This is a genomic window from Proteobacteria bacterium CG1_02_64_396 (assembly GCA_001872725.1).
In the GTDB taxonomy this organism is placed as follows: domain Bacteria; phylum Pseudomonadota; class MNWR01; order CG1-02-64-396; family CG1-02-64-396; genus CG1-02-64-396.
Map to the genome: position 1 here is coordinate 12,842 of MNWR01000065.1, position 12,732 is coordinate 25,573.

15 protein-coding genes are annotated in these 12,732 nt (G+C 64.4%); 3 read left to right on the plus strand and 12 right to left on the minus strand.

The window, feature by feature from the left end; all coding sequences use genetic code 11:
- Positions 1-17 precede the first annotated feature (17 nt).
- Both AUJ55_07440 and AUJ55_07445 read left to right on the plus strand, forming a co-directional pair.
- Positions 18-1,115 (plus strand): redox-regulated ATPase YchF, encoded by a 1,098-nt coding sequence (locus tag AUJ55_07440; GenBank protein ID OIO56847.1) that lies wholly within the window; start codon positions 18-20, stop codon positions 1,113-1,115.
- Between the two features lie 173 nt (positions 1,116-1,288).
- The gene (locus AUJ55_07445) at positions 1,289-2,338 is read left to right on the plus strand and encodes a peptide chain release factor 2 (GenBank protein ID OIO56848.1); all 1,050 of its coding nucleotides are present in this window, start codon (positions 1,289-1,291) and stop codon (positions 2,336-2,338) included.
- A 67-nt stretch (positions 2,339-2,405) separates the two neighbouring features.
- Here the strand turns inward: AUJ55_07445 and AUJ55_07450 are convergent, their stop codons facing one another.
- Entirely contained in the window at positions 2,406-2,990 is a 585-nt protein-coding gene (locus AUJ55_07450; protein ID OIO56849.1) for a hypothetical protein, read from the minus strand.
- 88 nt (positions 2,991-3,078) lie between these two features.
- Here AUJ55_07450 and AUJ55_07455 point away from each other — a divergent pair, with 88 nt between their 5' ends.
- Positions 3,079-3,417, plus strand: coding sequence for a hypothetical protein (locus AUJ55_07455; GenBank protein ID OIO56850.1), 339 nt, complete (start codon positions 3,079-3,081; stop codon positions 3,415-3,417).
- 216 nt (positions 3,418-3,633) lie between these two features.
- Here AUJ55_07455 and AUJ55_07460 read toward each other — a convergent pair whose 3' ends face one another.
- The 11 genes from AUJ55_07460 to AUJ55_07510 form a co-directional block, all read right to left on the minus strand.
- Positions 3,634-3,882: a hypothetical protein gene (locus AUJ55_07460; protein ID OIO56851.1), complete on the minus strand. Its 249-nt coding sequence runs from the start codon at positions 3,880-3,882 to the stop codon at positions 3,634-3,636.
- A complete protein-coding gene (locus tag AUJ55_07465) occupies positions 3,879-4,148 on the minus strand; it encodes a Pathogenicity locus (GenBank protein ID OIO56852.1) in 270 nt (89 codons plus the stop codon). The genes AUJ55_07460 and AUJ55_07465 overlap by 4 nt, the downstream gene beginning before the upstream one ends.
- Positions 4,145-4,831 carry a hypothetical protein gene (locus tag AUJ55_07470; protein OIO56853.1) on the minus strand — a complete coding sequence of 229 codons (687 nt, stop codon included), beginning with the start codon at positions 4,829-4,831 and terminating at the stop codon, positions 4,145-4,147. The genes AUJ55_07465 and AUJ55_07470 overlap by 4 nt, the downstream gene beginning before the upstream one ends.
- A gap of 217 nt (positions 4,832-5,048) precedes the next feature.
- Positions 5,049-6,695 (minus strand): hypothetical protein, encoded by a 1,647-nt coding sequence (locus AUJ55_07475; protein ID OIO56854.1) that lies wholly within the window; start codon positions 6,693-6,695, stop codon positions 5,049-5,051.
- Between the two features lie 275 nt (positions 6,696-6,970).
- Positions 6,971-7,390 (minus strand): hypothetical protein, encoded by a 420-nt coding sequence (locus tag AUJ55_07480; protein OIO56855.1) that lies wholly within the window; start codon positions 7,388-7,390, stop codon positions 6,971-6,973.
- A 392-nt stretch (positions 7,391-7,782) separates the two neighbouring features.
- Positions 7,783-8,259 (minus strand): tRNA (N6-threonylcarbamoyladenosine(37)-N6)-methyltransferase TrmO, encoded by a 477-nt coding sequence (locus AUJ55_07485; protein ID OIO56856.1) that lies wholly within the window; start codon positions 8,257-8,259, stop codon positions 7,783-7,785.
- Between the two features lie 7 nt (positions 8,260-8,266).
- Positions 8,267-8,740, minus strand: coding sequence for a tRNA (N6-threonylcarbamoyladenosine(37)-N6)-methyltransferase TrmO (locus AUJ55_07490; protein OIO56909.1), 474 nt, complete (start codon positions 8,738-8,740; stop codon positions 8,267-8,269).
- Positions 8,741-8,885: 145 nt separating this feature from the next.
- Positions 8,886-9,545 (minus strand): hypothetical protein, encoded by a 660-nt coding sequence (locus tag AUJ55_07495; GenBank protein OIO56857.1) that lies wholly within the window; start codon positions 9,543-9,545, stop codon positions 8,886-8,888.
- A 20-nt stretch (positions 9,546-9,565) separates the two neighbouring features.
- Positions 9,566-9,955 carry a hypothetical protein gene (locus AUJ55_07500; protein OIO56910.1) on the minus strand — a complete coding sequence of 130 codons (390 nt, stop codon included), beginning with the start codon at positions 9,953-9,955 and terminating at the stop codon, positions 9,566-9,568.
- A gap of 33 nt (positions 9,956-9,988) precedes the next feature.
- A complete protein-coding gene (locus AUJ55_07505) occupies positions 9,989-10,657 on the minus strand; it encodes a cupin (protein ID OIO56858.1) in 669 nt (222 codons plus the stop codon).
- 78 nt (positions 10,658-10,735) lie between these two features.
- Positions 10,736-12,667: a hypothetical protein gene (locus tag AUJ55_07510; protein OIO56859.1), complete on the minus strand. Its 1,932-nt coding sequence runs from the start codon at positions 12,665-12,667 to the stop codon at positions 10,736-10,738.
- Positions 12,668-12,732 lie beyond the last annotated feature (65 nt).

Sequence of the window (12,732 nt, forward strand, 5' to 3'; positions counted from 1 at the left end):
GACTACGGGAGCCGTTTATGGCCATTACCTGCGGCATCGTTGGCCTACCCAACGTCGGCAAATCGACCCTTTTCAACGCCCTGACCGAAGCGGGGGCCGAATCGGCCAACTACCCCTTCTGCACCATCGAGCCCAACGTCGGGGTGGTGCAGGTGCCCGATCCCCGCTTGAAAAAGCTGGCTGAGATCGTCAAACCCCGCGAGCGGGTGCTCCCCGCCACCATGGAGTTCGTCGACATCGCCGGCTTGGTGCGCGGCGCCTCGAAGGGGGAGGGGCTGGGCAACCAGTTTCTCGGTCACATCCGCTCGGTGGCGGCGATTGCCCATGTGGTGCGCTGCTTCGTGGACGAAAACGTCGTCCACGTCGAGGGGGGGGTCGATCCGATCCGCGACATCGAGGTGATCGACACCGAACTGATGCTCGCCGACCTGCAATCGGTGGAAAAACGGCTGACCGCATCGAGCAAGAAGCTCAAATCGGGCGACAAGGATGCCAAGGTTCAGGTGCCGGTGCTGGAGAAGGTTGCCGCCGCGCTCAACGACGGGGTGCCGATCCGGGCCCAAGGGCTACGCGCCGACGACCTGGAGGCCATTGCCGATCTCAACCTGCTTACCGGTAAGCCGCTGATTTATGTGGCCAACGTCGCCGAGGGCGATCTGCCGGGCGGCAACGCCCTGGTCGACCAGGTGCGTGCACGCGCCGCGACCGAGGGGGCCGAGGTGGTGGTGATCTGCGCCCAGATCGAATCGGAGCTGATCGAGATGGAGGAGGAGGAGCGGCGCGAATTTCTGGGTGAGTTGGGGATGGAGCAGACCGGTTTGGACCGGATGATTTTCGCCGCCTTCAAACTGTTGGGGCTGCACACCTATTTCACCGCCGGGGTCAAGGAGGTCCGCGCCTGGACCGTCCCGGTCGGCGCCACCGCCCCTCAGGCGGCGGGGGTGATCCACACCGACTTCGAGCGGGGCTTCATCCGCGCCGAGGTGACCGGCTACGACGATTTTGTCGCCTGCGGCGGCGAGCAAGGGGCCAAAGAGGCGGGCAAGCTGCGGCTGGAAGGCAAGGAGTACGTCGTGCACGACGGCGACGTGATGCACTTCCGCTTCAACGTTTAATCGCAAACTGATCGCCCGGAGACCGGGCTCCTACACCCTGAACGAACGGTTCGTGGTAGGGGTGGGAGCTTGGTCTCCGGGCGACATGCTTTCAATTCAACCCGCATCCAGGGGAACAACCATGTGGCAGGATCTCTTAAGTAAACTCAAAGAGCTGCGCGCCCGTCTCGAAGATGCACGGGGGTATCTTTGACGAGCCGAACAAGCGGTTCCGTCTCGATGAGCTCAACGCCCAATCGGAGGATCCCTCCTTCTGGAACGATGGGGTCAAAGCCCAGGGGCTGATGCGCGAGCGCACCTCGATTGAGACCGATCTGAAACAGATCGACGAGATTCAGGCGATCTTCGACGACCTCGAAACCATGATCGAATTCGAGGACGACGAGATGGCCGACGAGGCCAAGGGGCTGGTTGCCCAGGCCGAGGCGATCTTCGACAAACTCGAATTCAAGCGGATGCTCGGCGAGCCCGAGGATGCCCTGAACGCCTACGTCGACATCCATGCCGGGGCGGGTGGCACCGAATCCCAGGATTGGGCCGAGATGTTGCTGCGCATGTACCTGCGCTGGGGCGACAAGAAGGGGTTCAAGACCGATCTGATCGAGGTCTCGGCGGGGGAAGAGGCGGGGATCAAGTCGGCGACGATCCACATTCAGGGGGAGTACGCCTTCGGCTATTTGAAGAGCGAGACCGGCATTCACCGGCTGGTGCGGATCTCCCCCTTCGATTCCCAGGCGCGGCGCCACACCTCGTTTTCGTCGGTGTATGTCTACCCCGAGGTCGACGAGAACATCGAGATCGAAATCCTCGACAAGGATCTACGCATCGACACCTACCGCGCCTCCGGGGCGGGCGGGCAGCACGTCAACAAAACCGACTCGGCGGTGCGGATTACCCACATGCCGACCAACATCGTCGTCGCCTGCCAGACCGAACGCTCCCAGCATCAAAACCGCGACACCGCTTTCAAAATGCTGCGGGCCCGGCTGTACGAGCACGAGCTTGAAAAACGGCGCGAAAAAGAGGCGGAGGCCGAGGCCAACAAGAGCGACATCGGTTGGGGCCACCAGATTCGTTCCTACGTGCTGCACCCCTACCAGATGGTCAAGGATCTGCGCACCGGGGTCGAAAAGGGCAACGCCCAGGGGGTGCTCGACGGCGACCTGGACGACTACATGGAGGCGGCCCTCAAGTGGAAGGCGGGGGCCAAGCGGGTGGAGTGACCCGCCCCCCCCACAACAAAAAAGCGGCCCTCGGGCCGCTTTTTTGTTGTGGGGGGGGGCTGCAGCCTCAAAAGCGCACCGTCTTGATCCGCTCGATCAGATCGTCGAAACCGGGGCGGTGGATGAGCAGCAGCAGCCCCGCCAGGGTGATCATTCCGTATCCCCACTGCGCATCGCCCCCCATCAAAATCAGCACCAGCCCCAGCATGGCGGGCGCCTCGCTCATCCCCCAAATCACCAGCGCCACCCCCATCCCCTCGCTCCGAATCAGACGCAGCGCCCGCAGCTCTTGAGCGCTGAGTTTGCTTAAGTCGTGCGGGAGCCCCGCGTCGGGGCTGGCCCCTTTTTGCCGGGTGAGCAGCAGGTCTTCCGGCTCGGTGGGGCGGGCCAGCAGGTTGGCCAAGGGGAGCAGATCCCAGATTTTTTGCCGGGTCAGCAGCGACATCAGCGCCAGCCCCACCGCCAGCACCAGCAGCGCCAGCGAAATGGCGAAGCGCGACTCCCCTTCAAGCGCCGATCCCAGCCCCTGCCTTTGAAAGAAGAAGGCGATGGCCGCCACCACCAACACCGAAAACCCCATCGCCCCCCAGAGCAGGGTGGCGAGGCGGGTGATTTTTTCGACCTGGCGGACAAAGGTGGGGGAGACAATCATGAGGTAATCCTTGAGTGACTTGAGATGGATGGGCATGGTTGGTGGCGGTGCAGACTGCCCCGACTTTTCACCCGCGACAAGAGCCGACATGACGATCTTCGAGATCTACCGCCAAACCCTGCTCACCGAGCAAACAGCTCTGCTGGAGGGGATCGCCCGACTCAAAGAGAGCGGGCGGACCGTGGCGCTCGATCAAACCCTGATGGGGCGGCTGTCGCGTATGGATGCCCTGCAACAGCAGGCGATGGCCCAGGCGGGATTGGCGCGCAGTCGGGTTCGTTTGCGCGCCATTGAGGCGGCCCTGCAACGGCTGGAAGACAGGGTCTACGGGATCTGCTGCGAATGTGGGGAGCCGGTCGAGCCGCAGCGGCTCGGCGCCGACCCGGCCACCCCGTTTTGCCAGGAGTGTTTGGTCGAGCGGGGTTAATGCTCTTGGGGCCTTGCCCAACAGGTGCCACAACCAGCGATGCAGCCGGTGAATCCCCCGGGGCTCGGCGGACATCGGAATGCACTGCCCCGCGACGACCTCAATGCCGTGATCCTGGCAAAACTGTACCGCTGCCTGCGATTCTGCCCCCTGCTGCATCCAGACCGCCTTGATCCCCGCAGCATGGCAAGCGTTCGCTTTGAGGCGGAGGGACGATCAGGACGAGCGCTTCGATGCCCTGAGGTAGGTCGGCCAACGTCGGCCAACGTCGGCCAACGTCGGATAACAATGCCGTCCCTCGATCGACTCGGCATGGGGATGGACGACGAAGAGTTCATACCCTTTGGCCTTCAGCTCTTTGAGAACCGTATTGCCGAACTTATCGCCCCGCCGCGAGACCCCCACCAAGGCCAAACGCTTGTGGGCAAGAATGTGTGCGATGGTTTCGGGGGCAACGGCGGTCATCGGCCCTCCTTCCAATGCCACCACTTGAGTTTGTCCGGTTCTCTGGCAGCAGGCGGGGTGCCTGCAAAATAGACCGCGCCGCGAAAAACGTAGAGGACACAGCGGTCGATGGGGCCGCCCCGCAGCGCCATCAAGCGTTGGTACATAACCTCGGGATCCTCCCCGCGCAGCCCCTCCACCGTGGTGTAGCCCAGATCGATCAGGTCTTGGGCCAGGCTGGGGCCGACGCCGGGGAGCTGTTGCAACCGCCGCGAGGTCTCGGTCACGGCGCCGGCTCGATCAGCACCACCCCCGACAGGGTCAGGTGGACGGTGGAGCGCCCCCCCGCCATGGGCGGTGCGCCGCCCCCCTCCAGGGCGTCGGTCGCCATCATGCGCATCGGCATGGGGGCGGGGAGGTCGCTGCCGTCGAGCGCCAACGATTCGATGCGGTATCGGCCGCTGCCGAACAGGGTCGCCATCTTGGCAGCCTGGACCCGTAGATCGTCTGCCGCCTGATCGATCAGCCCCCGTTTGGCCTCGCGCAGTGCCTGGTCCGACACCCGAAAATCCACCCCCTGCACCATCCCCCCCATCTTCTCGACCCGGCCGGTCCAGCTCAGGTCGTCGACTTGGCGATCAATCACCTGAAAGGTCTGACGGACCGACCAGCCGATGGCCACCTCGCCCCGGCGGATGGGGTAGGTGGCTCGGCCCACCGTCTGAACCGTGATGTCGGGCGATTTTTTCAATACCTCGACGATGCGTCCCGCCACCGCATCGACCTCGCGGCGCACCCCCTCTTGCTCCTTGCCCTCGCGGGTCACCTCAACGGTGACCACCGCCTCGTCGTTGGCGACCACGGTTTCGGCCTGACCGCTCAGAGCGACGCGGATCGGTTCGGCGGCGTGAAGGGGGGCGGCCCCGGCCAATACAAGGGCGGTTCCCACAACGGCGATCATGCGTTTCATGGCTGAATCCTCTTGAGATAGCGGTTGGCGGCATCGTCTTTCAAGGACGAAAAGGGTTGGTTGGTCTCGTGCGACCTGGGACGGACTTGCCCGAAGACACCCGCCGAGTGCTTGCACGGCCACGCTTTTGCCATGCTCGGATCGACCTCCAGGAAAGCCAAAAAGATCGACATTCAAGGGCGTTCGAGCCGGCGCGAGCCAGCACAGAGGGGAAGGATCAAGACTCAGCCCGAACGGTGTCGATCCCCGCGGTTTTCAGAGCCAATCCCGGTTCGCCAGCCCCCATCGCCACTTTGGCCAGCCGTTGCAGCAGGTGCTCCAGCCGCTCCTGGGTCCGCTCCCCCATCAGGCTGATCTGCAACCAGTTGCGGGCCAGCAGGTATTCGCTGCGAAAACTGAGCAGCAGCCCCTCGCGTTCGAGCGCCTCCCCCACCGCCAAGGTGTTGTGGGGTTCACTGAGGGCGACGGTAACGATGGAGGGGCTGGCTTGGGATTCGGGGACCACCAGATCAAACCCCAGCCCCCGCAGACGACCTCGCAGCCACTGGGCCAGTTGTTCGACATTTTGATAGATATGGGGTCGGTCGAAGTGGTCCAGCGCCGCTTTGAGGGTAGACAGCAGGTTGGAGGAATGGGTGAAGGGGACCCCCTGTTTGGCGGCGTAATACCCCAGGTCGAGGTAGCGGGGCAGAAGGGTCGGTGCCGGGGTGATCTCGTGGTGGTAGAAAACCAGAGCCAACCCCGGCAGCGCCCCCAACCCCTTGCCGCTGACCCCCGAGGCGAGCCAAACCCCACGCAGATCGAGGGGGACCATCCCCAGCGAGCTGATGCAATCCAGGCACAGCGCCATGCGATGGCGGGCGCAAACCCGTTTGAGCATCTGAAGGTCGTTGAGCTGCCCGGTCGAGGTTTCACAGTGGACCGCCCAGACCCAGCCGATGTCGAGGCGACCATGCAGCATGCCATCGAGGGTGCGCTCGTCGAAGGGCTCCCCCCAGGGGCGGCGCAGTACGTCGAACGACAGGTCCATCCGGGTGCCGTGATCGACCAACCGCTCCCCGAACTCTCCGTTGCTCAGGATGAGCCCCCGGTGTCCGGTCAGGGTGAGTTGCCCCGCCACGGCATCGTTGGCCAGGGTGCCGGAGCCCAGCAGGATCTCGACCCTGGCAGTCCGGGTCAGGCGGGTGAGACGGCTTTGGATCCGGCGAAAACCGGCCATAAAGTCGGGGGCGCGGTGGGAGTGGGGGGGGGTGGGGAAGGCGCTACGTACCTCGGGGCGTAGCGCCACCGGTCCCGGCAAAAAAGACTCCCCCGCGTGGGGTAGGCGGTTGAAGCCGGGCAGGGGGTTCAGGTGATCGATCAGCCGATCCAGGGAGACCAACATCGGCTGAAAACGGGCCTCGGGTGGGCCAACCTCGGGGCCGAAGGGGATGAACCCCAGATGGCGGTAGAGCTTGAGCTGACGGGAGGTGGCCGACATCACCCCCAGATCGTACCCATGGGTTTGCGCCTGCTCGACCAGCATGGTCAGCAGATGCCAGGCGATGGCGCCGCTGCGGTAGTCGGGGTCGATGGCCAGCAGCCGCACCTCGCAGGGGATTTGATGGGGGGGGAGGTAGCGGTCGAGGTCGGGGATCTTGGCGTCGAGGGAAAAGGGGCGGGCGGCCCGCATGGCGACCATCCCCGCCAGGCGGTCGCCGTCCAGGGCGATGAGGTAGGTGTTCTGTTCGTGGAAGCGGTCGACCAGACGCCGCTCGGGATTGGGGGGGTGTTGGGGAATCTCCTCTACAAAGGTGCGGTAGTTCAGCCGATGGATCTGCTCGAATTCCTCATCGCGGTCGGCGACCTTGAAGGTGTATCCCATGCCTCTTCCTCCTTGGGGCGGCCCCGACCCTCCACCCTGGAAAATCTGGAAACCACCTCGGTTTTTCGATTGTTTCAGCCTTGTCCTATTCGAACAACCCCCGTGGTTGGGCCCGGCCCGGCACCCTGAAAAGGGTGGTTCCGAGATGAGCTGCGCCCCGTCGAACCCCAGGCGACGTCGGGCCAACGGGATGCGTTGCGCCATCGGATCGGCCCAGGGCCCCTCTCCCCGCATGCGGCTGCCGAACTTGGGGTCGTTGAGTTTGCCGCCGCGCATCACCACGCCGAAAATATTTCGTCCAGCTCATGGGGCAACCGCAGCGCCACGTATCCGGCGCCGGTCGCCCCGGCGTTGCGGGCCTGCGCGAGGATCGACTCCAGCTCATGGTCGTTGAGTTTGGGGATCATCGGGGCTGCCATCACCGTGACCGGAATCCCCGCCTTGGCCAGGATTTCGATGGTCTGCAGCCGCTTCTTCGGCGAGGCGGCGCGGGGTTCCAGGCTGCGGGCGGGGTCGGGGTCGGGGTCGAGGGTCGTGATGCCGATCGCCACCAGCGCCAGGTGTTGCCGCGCCAGGTCGCTCAGAATGTCGAGGTCGCGCACCACCAGGGCCGATTGGGTAACCAATGCGGCGGGAAGGCGGTGCTGCGTCAGTACCTCAAGGATGCGCCGGGTTAGCCCCAGCGCCCGTTCCACCGGTGGCCCACGGCGATGGGTTGGCAGCGGTAGTGGGGGTGGGCCAACGCGCGCCGGAGCCGTTCGGGGGCGTCGGGCTTGTGCGGGATCTTGGTTTTGAAGTCGAGCCCCGGCGACAGATCGAGGTAGGCGTGGCTGGGTCGGGCAAAGCAGTAGGGACAACCGTGTTCGCAGCGTCGATAGGGGTTGATCGAGCGGTCGAACGGTACGTCGGGGGAGTTGTTGCGGGTGATGACCGTTTTGCGCGATCAAGCAGCAATTCTGTGGCGGGGGCTGGGGCCTCCTCATGCCACCAACCGTCCTCCAGCGCTGTCTCGCAGGTTGTGTGTGGTGAAAACGGTTGGCGGGGGCGACGTTGACCCCCCGTCGGGGCGGCGGCGGTCGCTTCGATGTTATTCCCGGCCGACTGGTTTATCCCGCCATCCCTTGTCTTCGACCCAGCCGTTGCTCGCCTGGGGGAAGAGATCGAAGCGGGGGATGTAGGGCTTGATGTCGAGCAGGGGCGTGGCGTCGAGCACGTCGATCCCCCGCACCGAAAGCACCGTCCCCTCCCGCCCGACCAGCTCGACGATGGACAGCCCGATGCCGTTGGGGCGGCAGGGGTGGCGCGAGGCGAAGATGCCGTGGGGGCGATCGTCGAGGAAGGTGGGGCGCACCAGCTCGATTGCCCCCGCCCGGTCGAAGCGGTAGAGCAGCATCAGATGGCTGAAGCCCTCGATGTCGGTCAGCCCCGGTTCTAAGGCGGGGTCGAGTTCGACGCTGCCGAGCGCCTGTTGCAGCGCCGCCCCCTGAATTGGGCACTGCTCTTTGGTTTTCCAGGGGGAGCGGATGGCGCCGATGGGGTGGAGTGTCCAGGCAGCGGGGGTCATGGGATTCTCAGCTCGGGCGGTCGGGACCGGTCGGCCCCTCGGGCAGTTCGTCAAGCCAGCCGGAGCGGGCGGCGGGGAAAGCGTCGGCGTAGGGAATGTAGGGTTTGAGATCGTAAACCGGGGAACCGTCAAGGATGTCGAGCCCCTCGACCTCGATGGTACGGCCCTGAATGCCAAGAATTTTCACCGCCGTCAGCCCGATGGGGTTGGGGCGGTGGGGGGCACGGGTGGCGAAGAGCCCCCGTTTAACCTTCGGCCCCCGGGTAGGGGTGACCATGGGGTTCCAACCCGAATTGAGGTGGAAGCCGTAAATCACCCAGAGCATGTCGAACCCCGCAACCCCTTGCAGTGCCTGCTCAAAGTTGGCGCCGGGATTCAAAACAATCCGCCCCCGTCCCGCCCCATCCAAAGTCCCCTGGCGGGGGACGCCGAAGCGCTCCCGATAGGGACTCTCGACAAGGCCGATGGGGGTCAGAGTCAACTCGCCGGTTCCGGCGAAGGCGGCGGTATAGCTTTTTTCAGGTTTGCGGCGGGGATGGGAGGTCATGGCGCGATCAAGGGGTTGAAGCGAGAAGGGGGGAAAGGGTGCGACCAGGCAGGGGAGGGGGCAAGGGGCATGTTCACCGCTACGGCGCTTGAAACCCGTTCCACTGATGGGTGAAGTCGCAGAAGGGTTTGTTGTTCGAACCACCGCAGCGGCACAGCAACGCTCCATCCTCCCGATAGCGCACCACCCCTTTGGCATCGATCAGCTCGAACGGCCCCTTCAGTTGAATCGGGCCGTTGTGCAGTGGGGTAATGGTCAGTGCCCCTGGCATCGCCCCGGTTCGTTGACGCAGGGCCTGACCCGGCACCCGACCTTGGTCGCTGAAGGTTTGCCAGAAATGGCGACCGTCGCAGAAGGGGGGATTGCGGGTAGCGCCACAGCGGCACAGCGCCAGCCGGGTCTCCCGCCGCACCTCATTGCCCAGGGCGTCGGTCAGAATCAGGTCGCCCCGAAAAAACAGCGGCCCCTTGGGGCAGACCGAGACGGTATTGCGTTTGGGGATCGCCTCTTGGGGGGCGCCGTCGGTGCGCTCGTAACGCAGCGCCGAGGTGGGGCAGCGCTCGATTACCTCGGCGATTGGGTCGGCGCCCGCCTGCTCCGGGTGGACCCAGGGTTTATCGCGGGTATTGAAGACCTGGGGTAGCCCTTGGATGCACTCGGCGACATGGGTGCACAGCTTGGGCTCGAAGAACACCACAATGCCAGGGGCGGTGTAGGTATGGATGCGCTCTTCGCTCATGGATGGGCTCCCGGTGGTGGTTACCAAACGTGGTCTTCCAGATCCTCGGGAGCGACCTCGTCCTCGCAGATCGTCCAACCCAGCACCGAAATCCCCGCCTCAACAACCGTGGCCGGATCGCCGCTGCGTAGCGGGTGCCAGTCGGGCAGATCCTTGCCCTCGGCCAGCAGTCGGTAGGCGCAGGTCTCGGGCAGCCAGCGGGTGGGCAGCGATGCCTCCGGTTTGAGGATCAAACATTCCGGCACCTCTTGGCTACGTCGGGCATACACCCGACAGCGGGCGGTGTCGGGGTGGAGCTGGCGGCAGACCACATCGGTGAAGTAGAGCGCGCCATCCTCTTCGTCCTCCAGTTTAACCAGGCAACACAACCCGCAACCGTCGCACAGCGCATCCCACTGCTGCGGGCTCATCTCGGCCAGGGGGGTGGTGTGCCAGAACACCAGTTACCCCTGTTGCAGGGGGGGGATGTGCCCCACCTTGACGTAGATCAGACACCCCTCGCGGCTGAAGGGGGTATGCGCGCTGTAGGGGGGATTACGCAGCCAGGTTCCGGCGGGGTACTCGCCGTATTCGTCGGCAAACACCCCTTCGAGCACGAAGATTTCCTCCCCGCCGGGGTGGACGTGGCGTTTAAAACGGGTACCGGGCGCCCAGCGTACCAGGGCGATGTGCTCCCCCTGAAACTCGTGCAGCGGCAACACCTTAAGCCCCGGATCGAGCCCTGGAAGCCACTGAGCGGCTGCGGTGTCGATCACCACGCGGGCGTCGTCCCCCGGTTGGAATTGACGCAGCTTCACCAGCAGGGTGCACCCTTGCTCGCTATGGGGGTTGTGGGGCAAGCCGGGGGGATTGCGGACGTAGGTGCCGGTGGGGTAGGTGCCGTGTTCGTCGGCGAAGGTGCCTGAGAGAACCAGAAATTCCTCCCCCGCGTCGTGGACGTGGCCAGGAAAGACGGCGCCGGGGTCGAAACGAACCACACTGGTGGCGCGGGCGATTTCGCCGCCGTCACGTTCCAACATGCGGCGGTGCACCCCCGGCGCGGGGGAGGCGGTCCAATCGGGGCTTTCGGGGGGGACCACAACGCGCTGACTGAAATCGGTATAAAGGTTCAAAAAGGCTCCGCTGCGCGGGGTTGAAAAAGGCGGCCCCCTAAGCAAGGGCCGCCTTGAACAGTCGGTCAAAAGGAAGACTTACCACATCTGCTGAATGTTAACGCCCTGGTAGTAGAAACTCAGGATCTGGTCGTAGTTCTTGCCGTCGTCCCCCATCGCCTTACCCCCCCATTGGGAGTAGCCGACCCCATGGCCAAAGCCCCCCCCTTCGAAGACCCAGGCATCCCCCTCGTCGCGTACCGATTTGTAGAGGATGTCGTAGGTATTGGCGGCGCGGCGCACCGAGGAGTAACTGCGCACCACCACGGGACTGCCTTCGTCGGTAACGATGCGGGTTTTGACCCAGCGACCGCTGGGGCCGATCTCGGCCGGTTCCAGACGCACCACATGACGCCCACGGGGAATCACCCCTCGGCTGGTCAACCCCTCTTCGAAATCGCCCTTCTTGACCCGTTTGCTCCAAGAGCCCATCTGCTGACTCTGGGAGTAGGGGTCGGGGTGATCGGTCATGTAGGTGACCGAGCTATCGAAAATCGCCTGGGGGGAGGCGCTGTGCCAGCCCGAGGAGGCGGTGAACTGGCTCAGGATCGGATGCCCGTCGTTCAGGATGATGACGCCGCGGGTCTCCTCCACCGCCTGGCGGCCCCGTGCGGTCTCTTTGCGGGTGCCGTAATAGGCCTGATCCCCGGTATCGGCCACCACGTCGTAGGTCCACTTGTCGCGGTGTTCCATCTGATAGAGGGCGTAGGTGCGGGCCGCCACCGCCTGCGCCTTGAGGGTCTCGACCGGCCAGCTTGCGGGGGACTCGGAGGTCACCACCCCGAGCAGGTAAGTTTCGAGGTCGACGAGGTTGAGCAGCTGGAGCTTGTCTTTGTAGACCATGATTTTCATGGTGCCGCGGAACTCGGTTGGTTTGCCCTCTTTTTGCACCGAAAGCAGGCCGCTTCTGGGTTGTACAATCAGGTCGGTTTGCCCGGTCGACCTGCCATTCACGGCAATCGAGCCGCCACTCAGGGTGATGTCTAAATTGCCCGAGGCCTGACCCGCCGACTGAGAAAGGCGATCAAGCAGATCGACCTCACCCTTGGCCCCAATGCTGAGGCTGTTTTCGAGGGTGAACAGTCGCACCCGAATCAGCGGCGCCTCCCCCAGCTTTTGCATGGCGGGGCGGCGCGGCGGGGGGCTGGCCACCACCGGACGCGGCTGCGCCTGGGCCACCGGGCGAGTGCTGGTGGCTGAGGGGGGGGGCGAAACCGGGCGGACGGTGGTTGTGGATAGGGGTGGGGAAGCCGGGCGGATGGTGGTTGTGGATGGGGGTGGGGAAACCGGGCGGCTCGGGGTGCCTTCCCCCATGGGTTGCATCTTTTGCGGCGCCCACTCGGGCCGTTTGAAACTCGGCGATTCAAAGCCGGGCGATTGGAAGTTGCCCCAGCCGCTGGGGGGAGCCATCCCTTGAGGCGCTTGGCCCGAACCGGCAAACCCTTGTCCCATCGCTTGCGGTTGCGGGGAGGGGGTGGGCTGGGGGGCAGGGGTGGCCGGTTGGGTGAGCTGGTCGCGCAAAAACGTCACGGAGCGGGCGTGTTCGCCGCTGGGGAAGAGGCGCAGGTATTGTTCAAAAGCGGCCAGGGCTTGTTCGTTTTGCTCCTGGTCGAAATAGAGCATTCCCAATTGATAGGCGGCGGGCTCGGCCATCTCGCTCTTACCGAAATCGCGCAAAATCTGCTGGTAGACCTGGGCCGCTTGGTCGAATTGGTCGAAGAAATTGGCCAGCACCGAGGCCCGTTGCAGCAGCGCTTTGGCTTGAATGTCGGGATTCGAGGTCGACTCGAAGGCGGTCGCAAAGGCGTCGAGCGCCTCGAAGAACTGCCCCGAGTCGACGTGCAAAATCCCCTCGTTGAGGACTTGGCGCGCAAAAAAGGCCGAATCGAGGTTGACGTCTTGAGCCCAAGCGGGGGGCGCAATCGCCACGGCGGCAGCCAAGAGCAACGATTTAGAAAGCGAAGGAGTCATGTTCCTTCCTTATGATGGTCTGAGGGGATATCGCAAATGGTGCTCAGGAAACACCAAACAAAGGC

Coding starts and splice junctions, on each gene's coding strand:
- AUJ55_07485 (OIO56856.1), bottom strand. CDS start 8,259: ATGACCCCCGCTGCCTGGACACTCCACCCCATCGGCGCCATCCGCTCC.
- AUJ55_07500 (OIO56910.1), bottom strand. CDS start 9,955: ATGAGCCCGCAGCAGTGGGATGCGCTGTGCGACGGTTGCGGGTTGTGT.
- AUJ55_07445 (OIO56848.1), top strand. CDS start 1,289: ATGCACGGGGGTATCTTTGACGAGCCGAACAAGCGGTTCCGTCTCGAT.
- AUJ55_07440 (OIO56847.1), top strand. CDS start 18: ATGGCCATTACCTGCGGCATCGTTGGCCTACCCAACGTCGGCAAATCG.
- AUJ55_07460 (OIO56851.1), bottom strand. CDS start 3,882: ATGACCGCCGTTGCCCCCGAAACCATCGCACACATTCTTGCCCACAAG.
- AUJ55_07495 (OIO56857.1), bottom strand. CDS start 9,545: ATGAGCGAAGAGCGCATCCATACCTACACCGCCCCTGGCATTGTGGTG.
- AUJ55_07470 (OIO56853.1), bottom strand. CDS start 4,831: ATGAAACGCATGATCGCCGTTGTGGGAACCGCCCTTGTATTGGCCGGG.
- AUJ55_07450 (OIO56849.1), bottom strand. CDS start 2,990: ATGATTGTCTCCCCCACCTTTGTCCGCCAGGTCGAAAAAATCACCCGC.
- AUJ55_07475 (OIO56854.1), bottom strand. CDS start 6,695: ATGGGATACACCTTCAAGGTCGCCGACCGCGATGAGGAATTCGAGCAG.
- AUJ55_07510 (OIO56859.1), bottom strand. CDS start 12,667: ATGACTCCTTCGCTTTCTAAATCGTTGCTCTTGGCTGCCGCCGTGGCG.
- AUJ55_07455 (OIO56850.1), top strand. CDS start 3,079: ATGACGATCTTCGAGATCTACCGCCAAACCCTGCTCACCGAGCAAACA.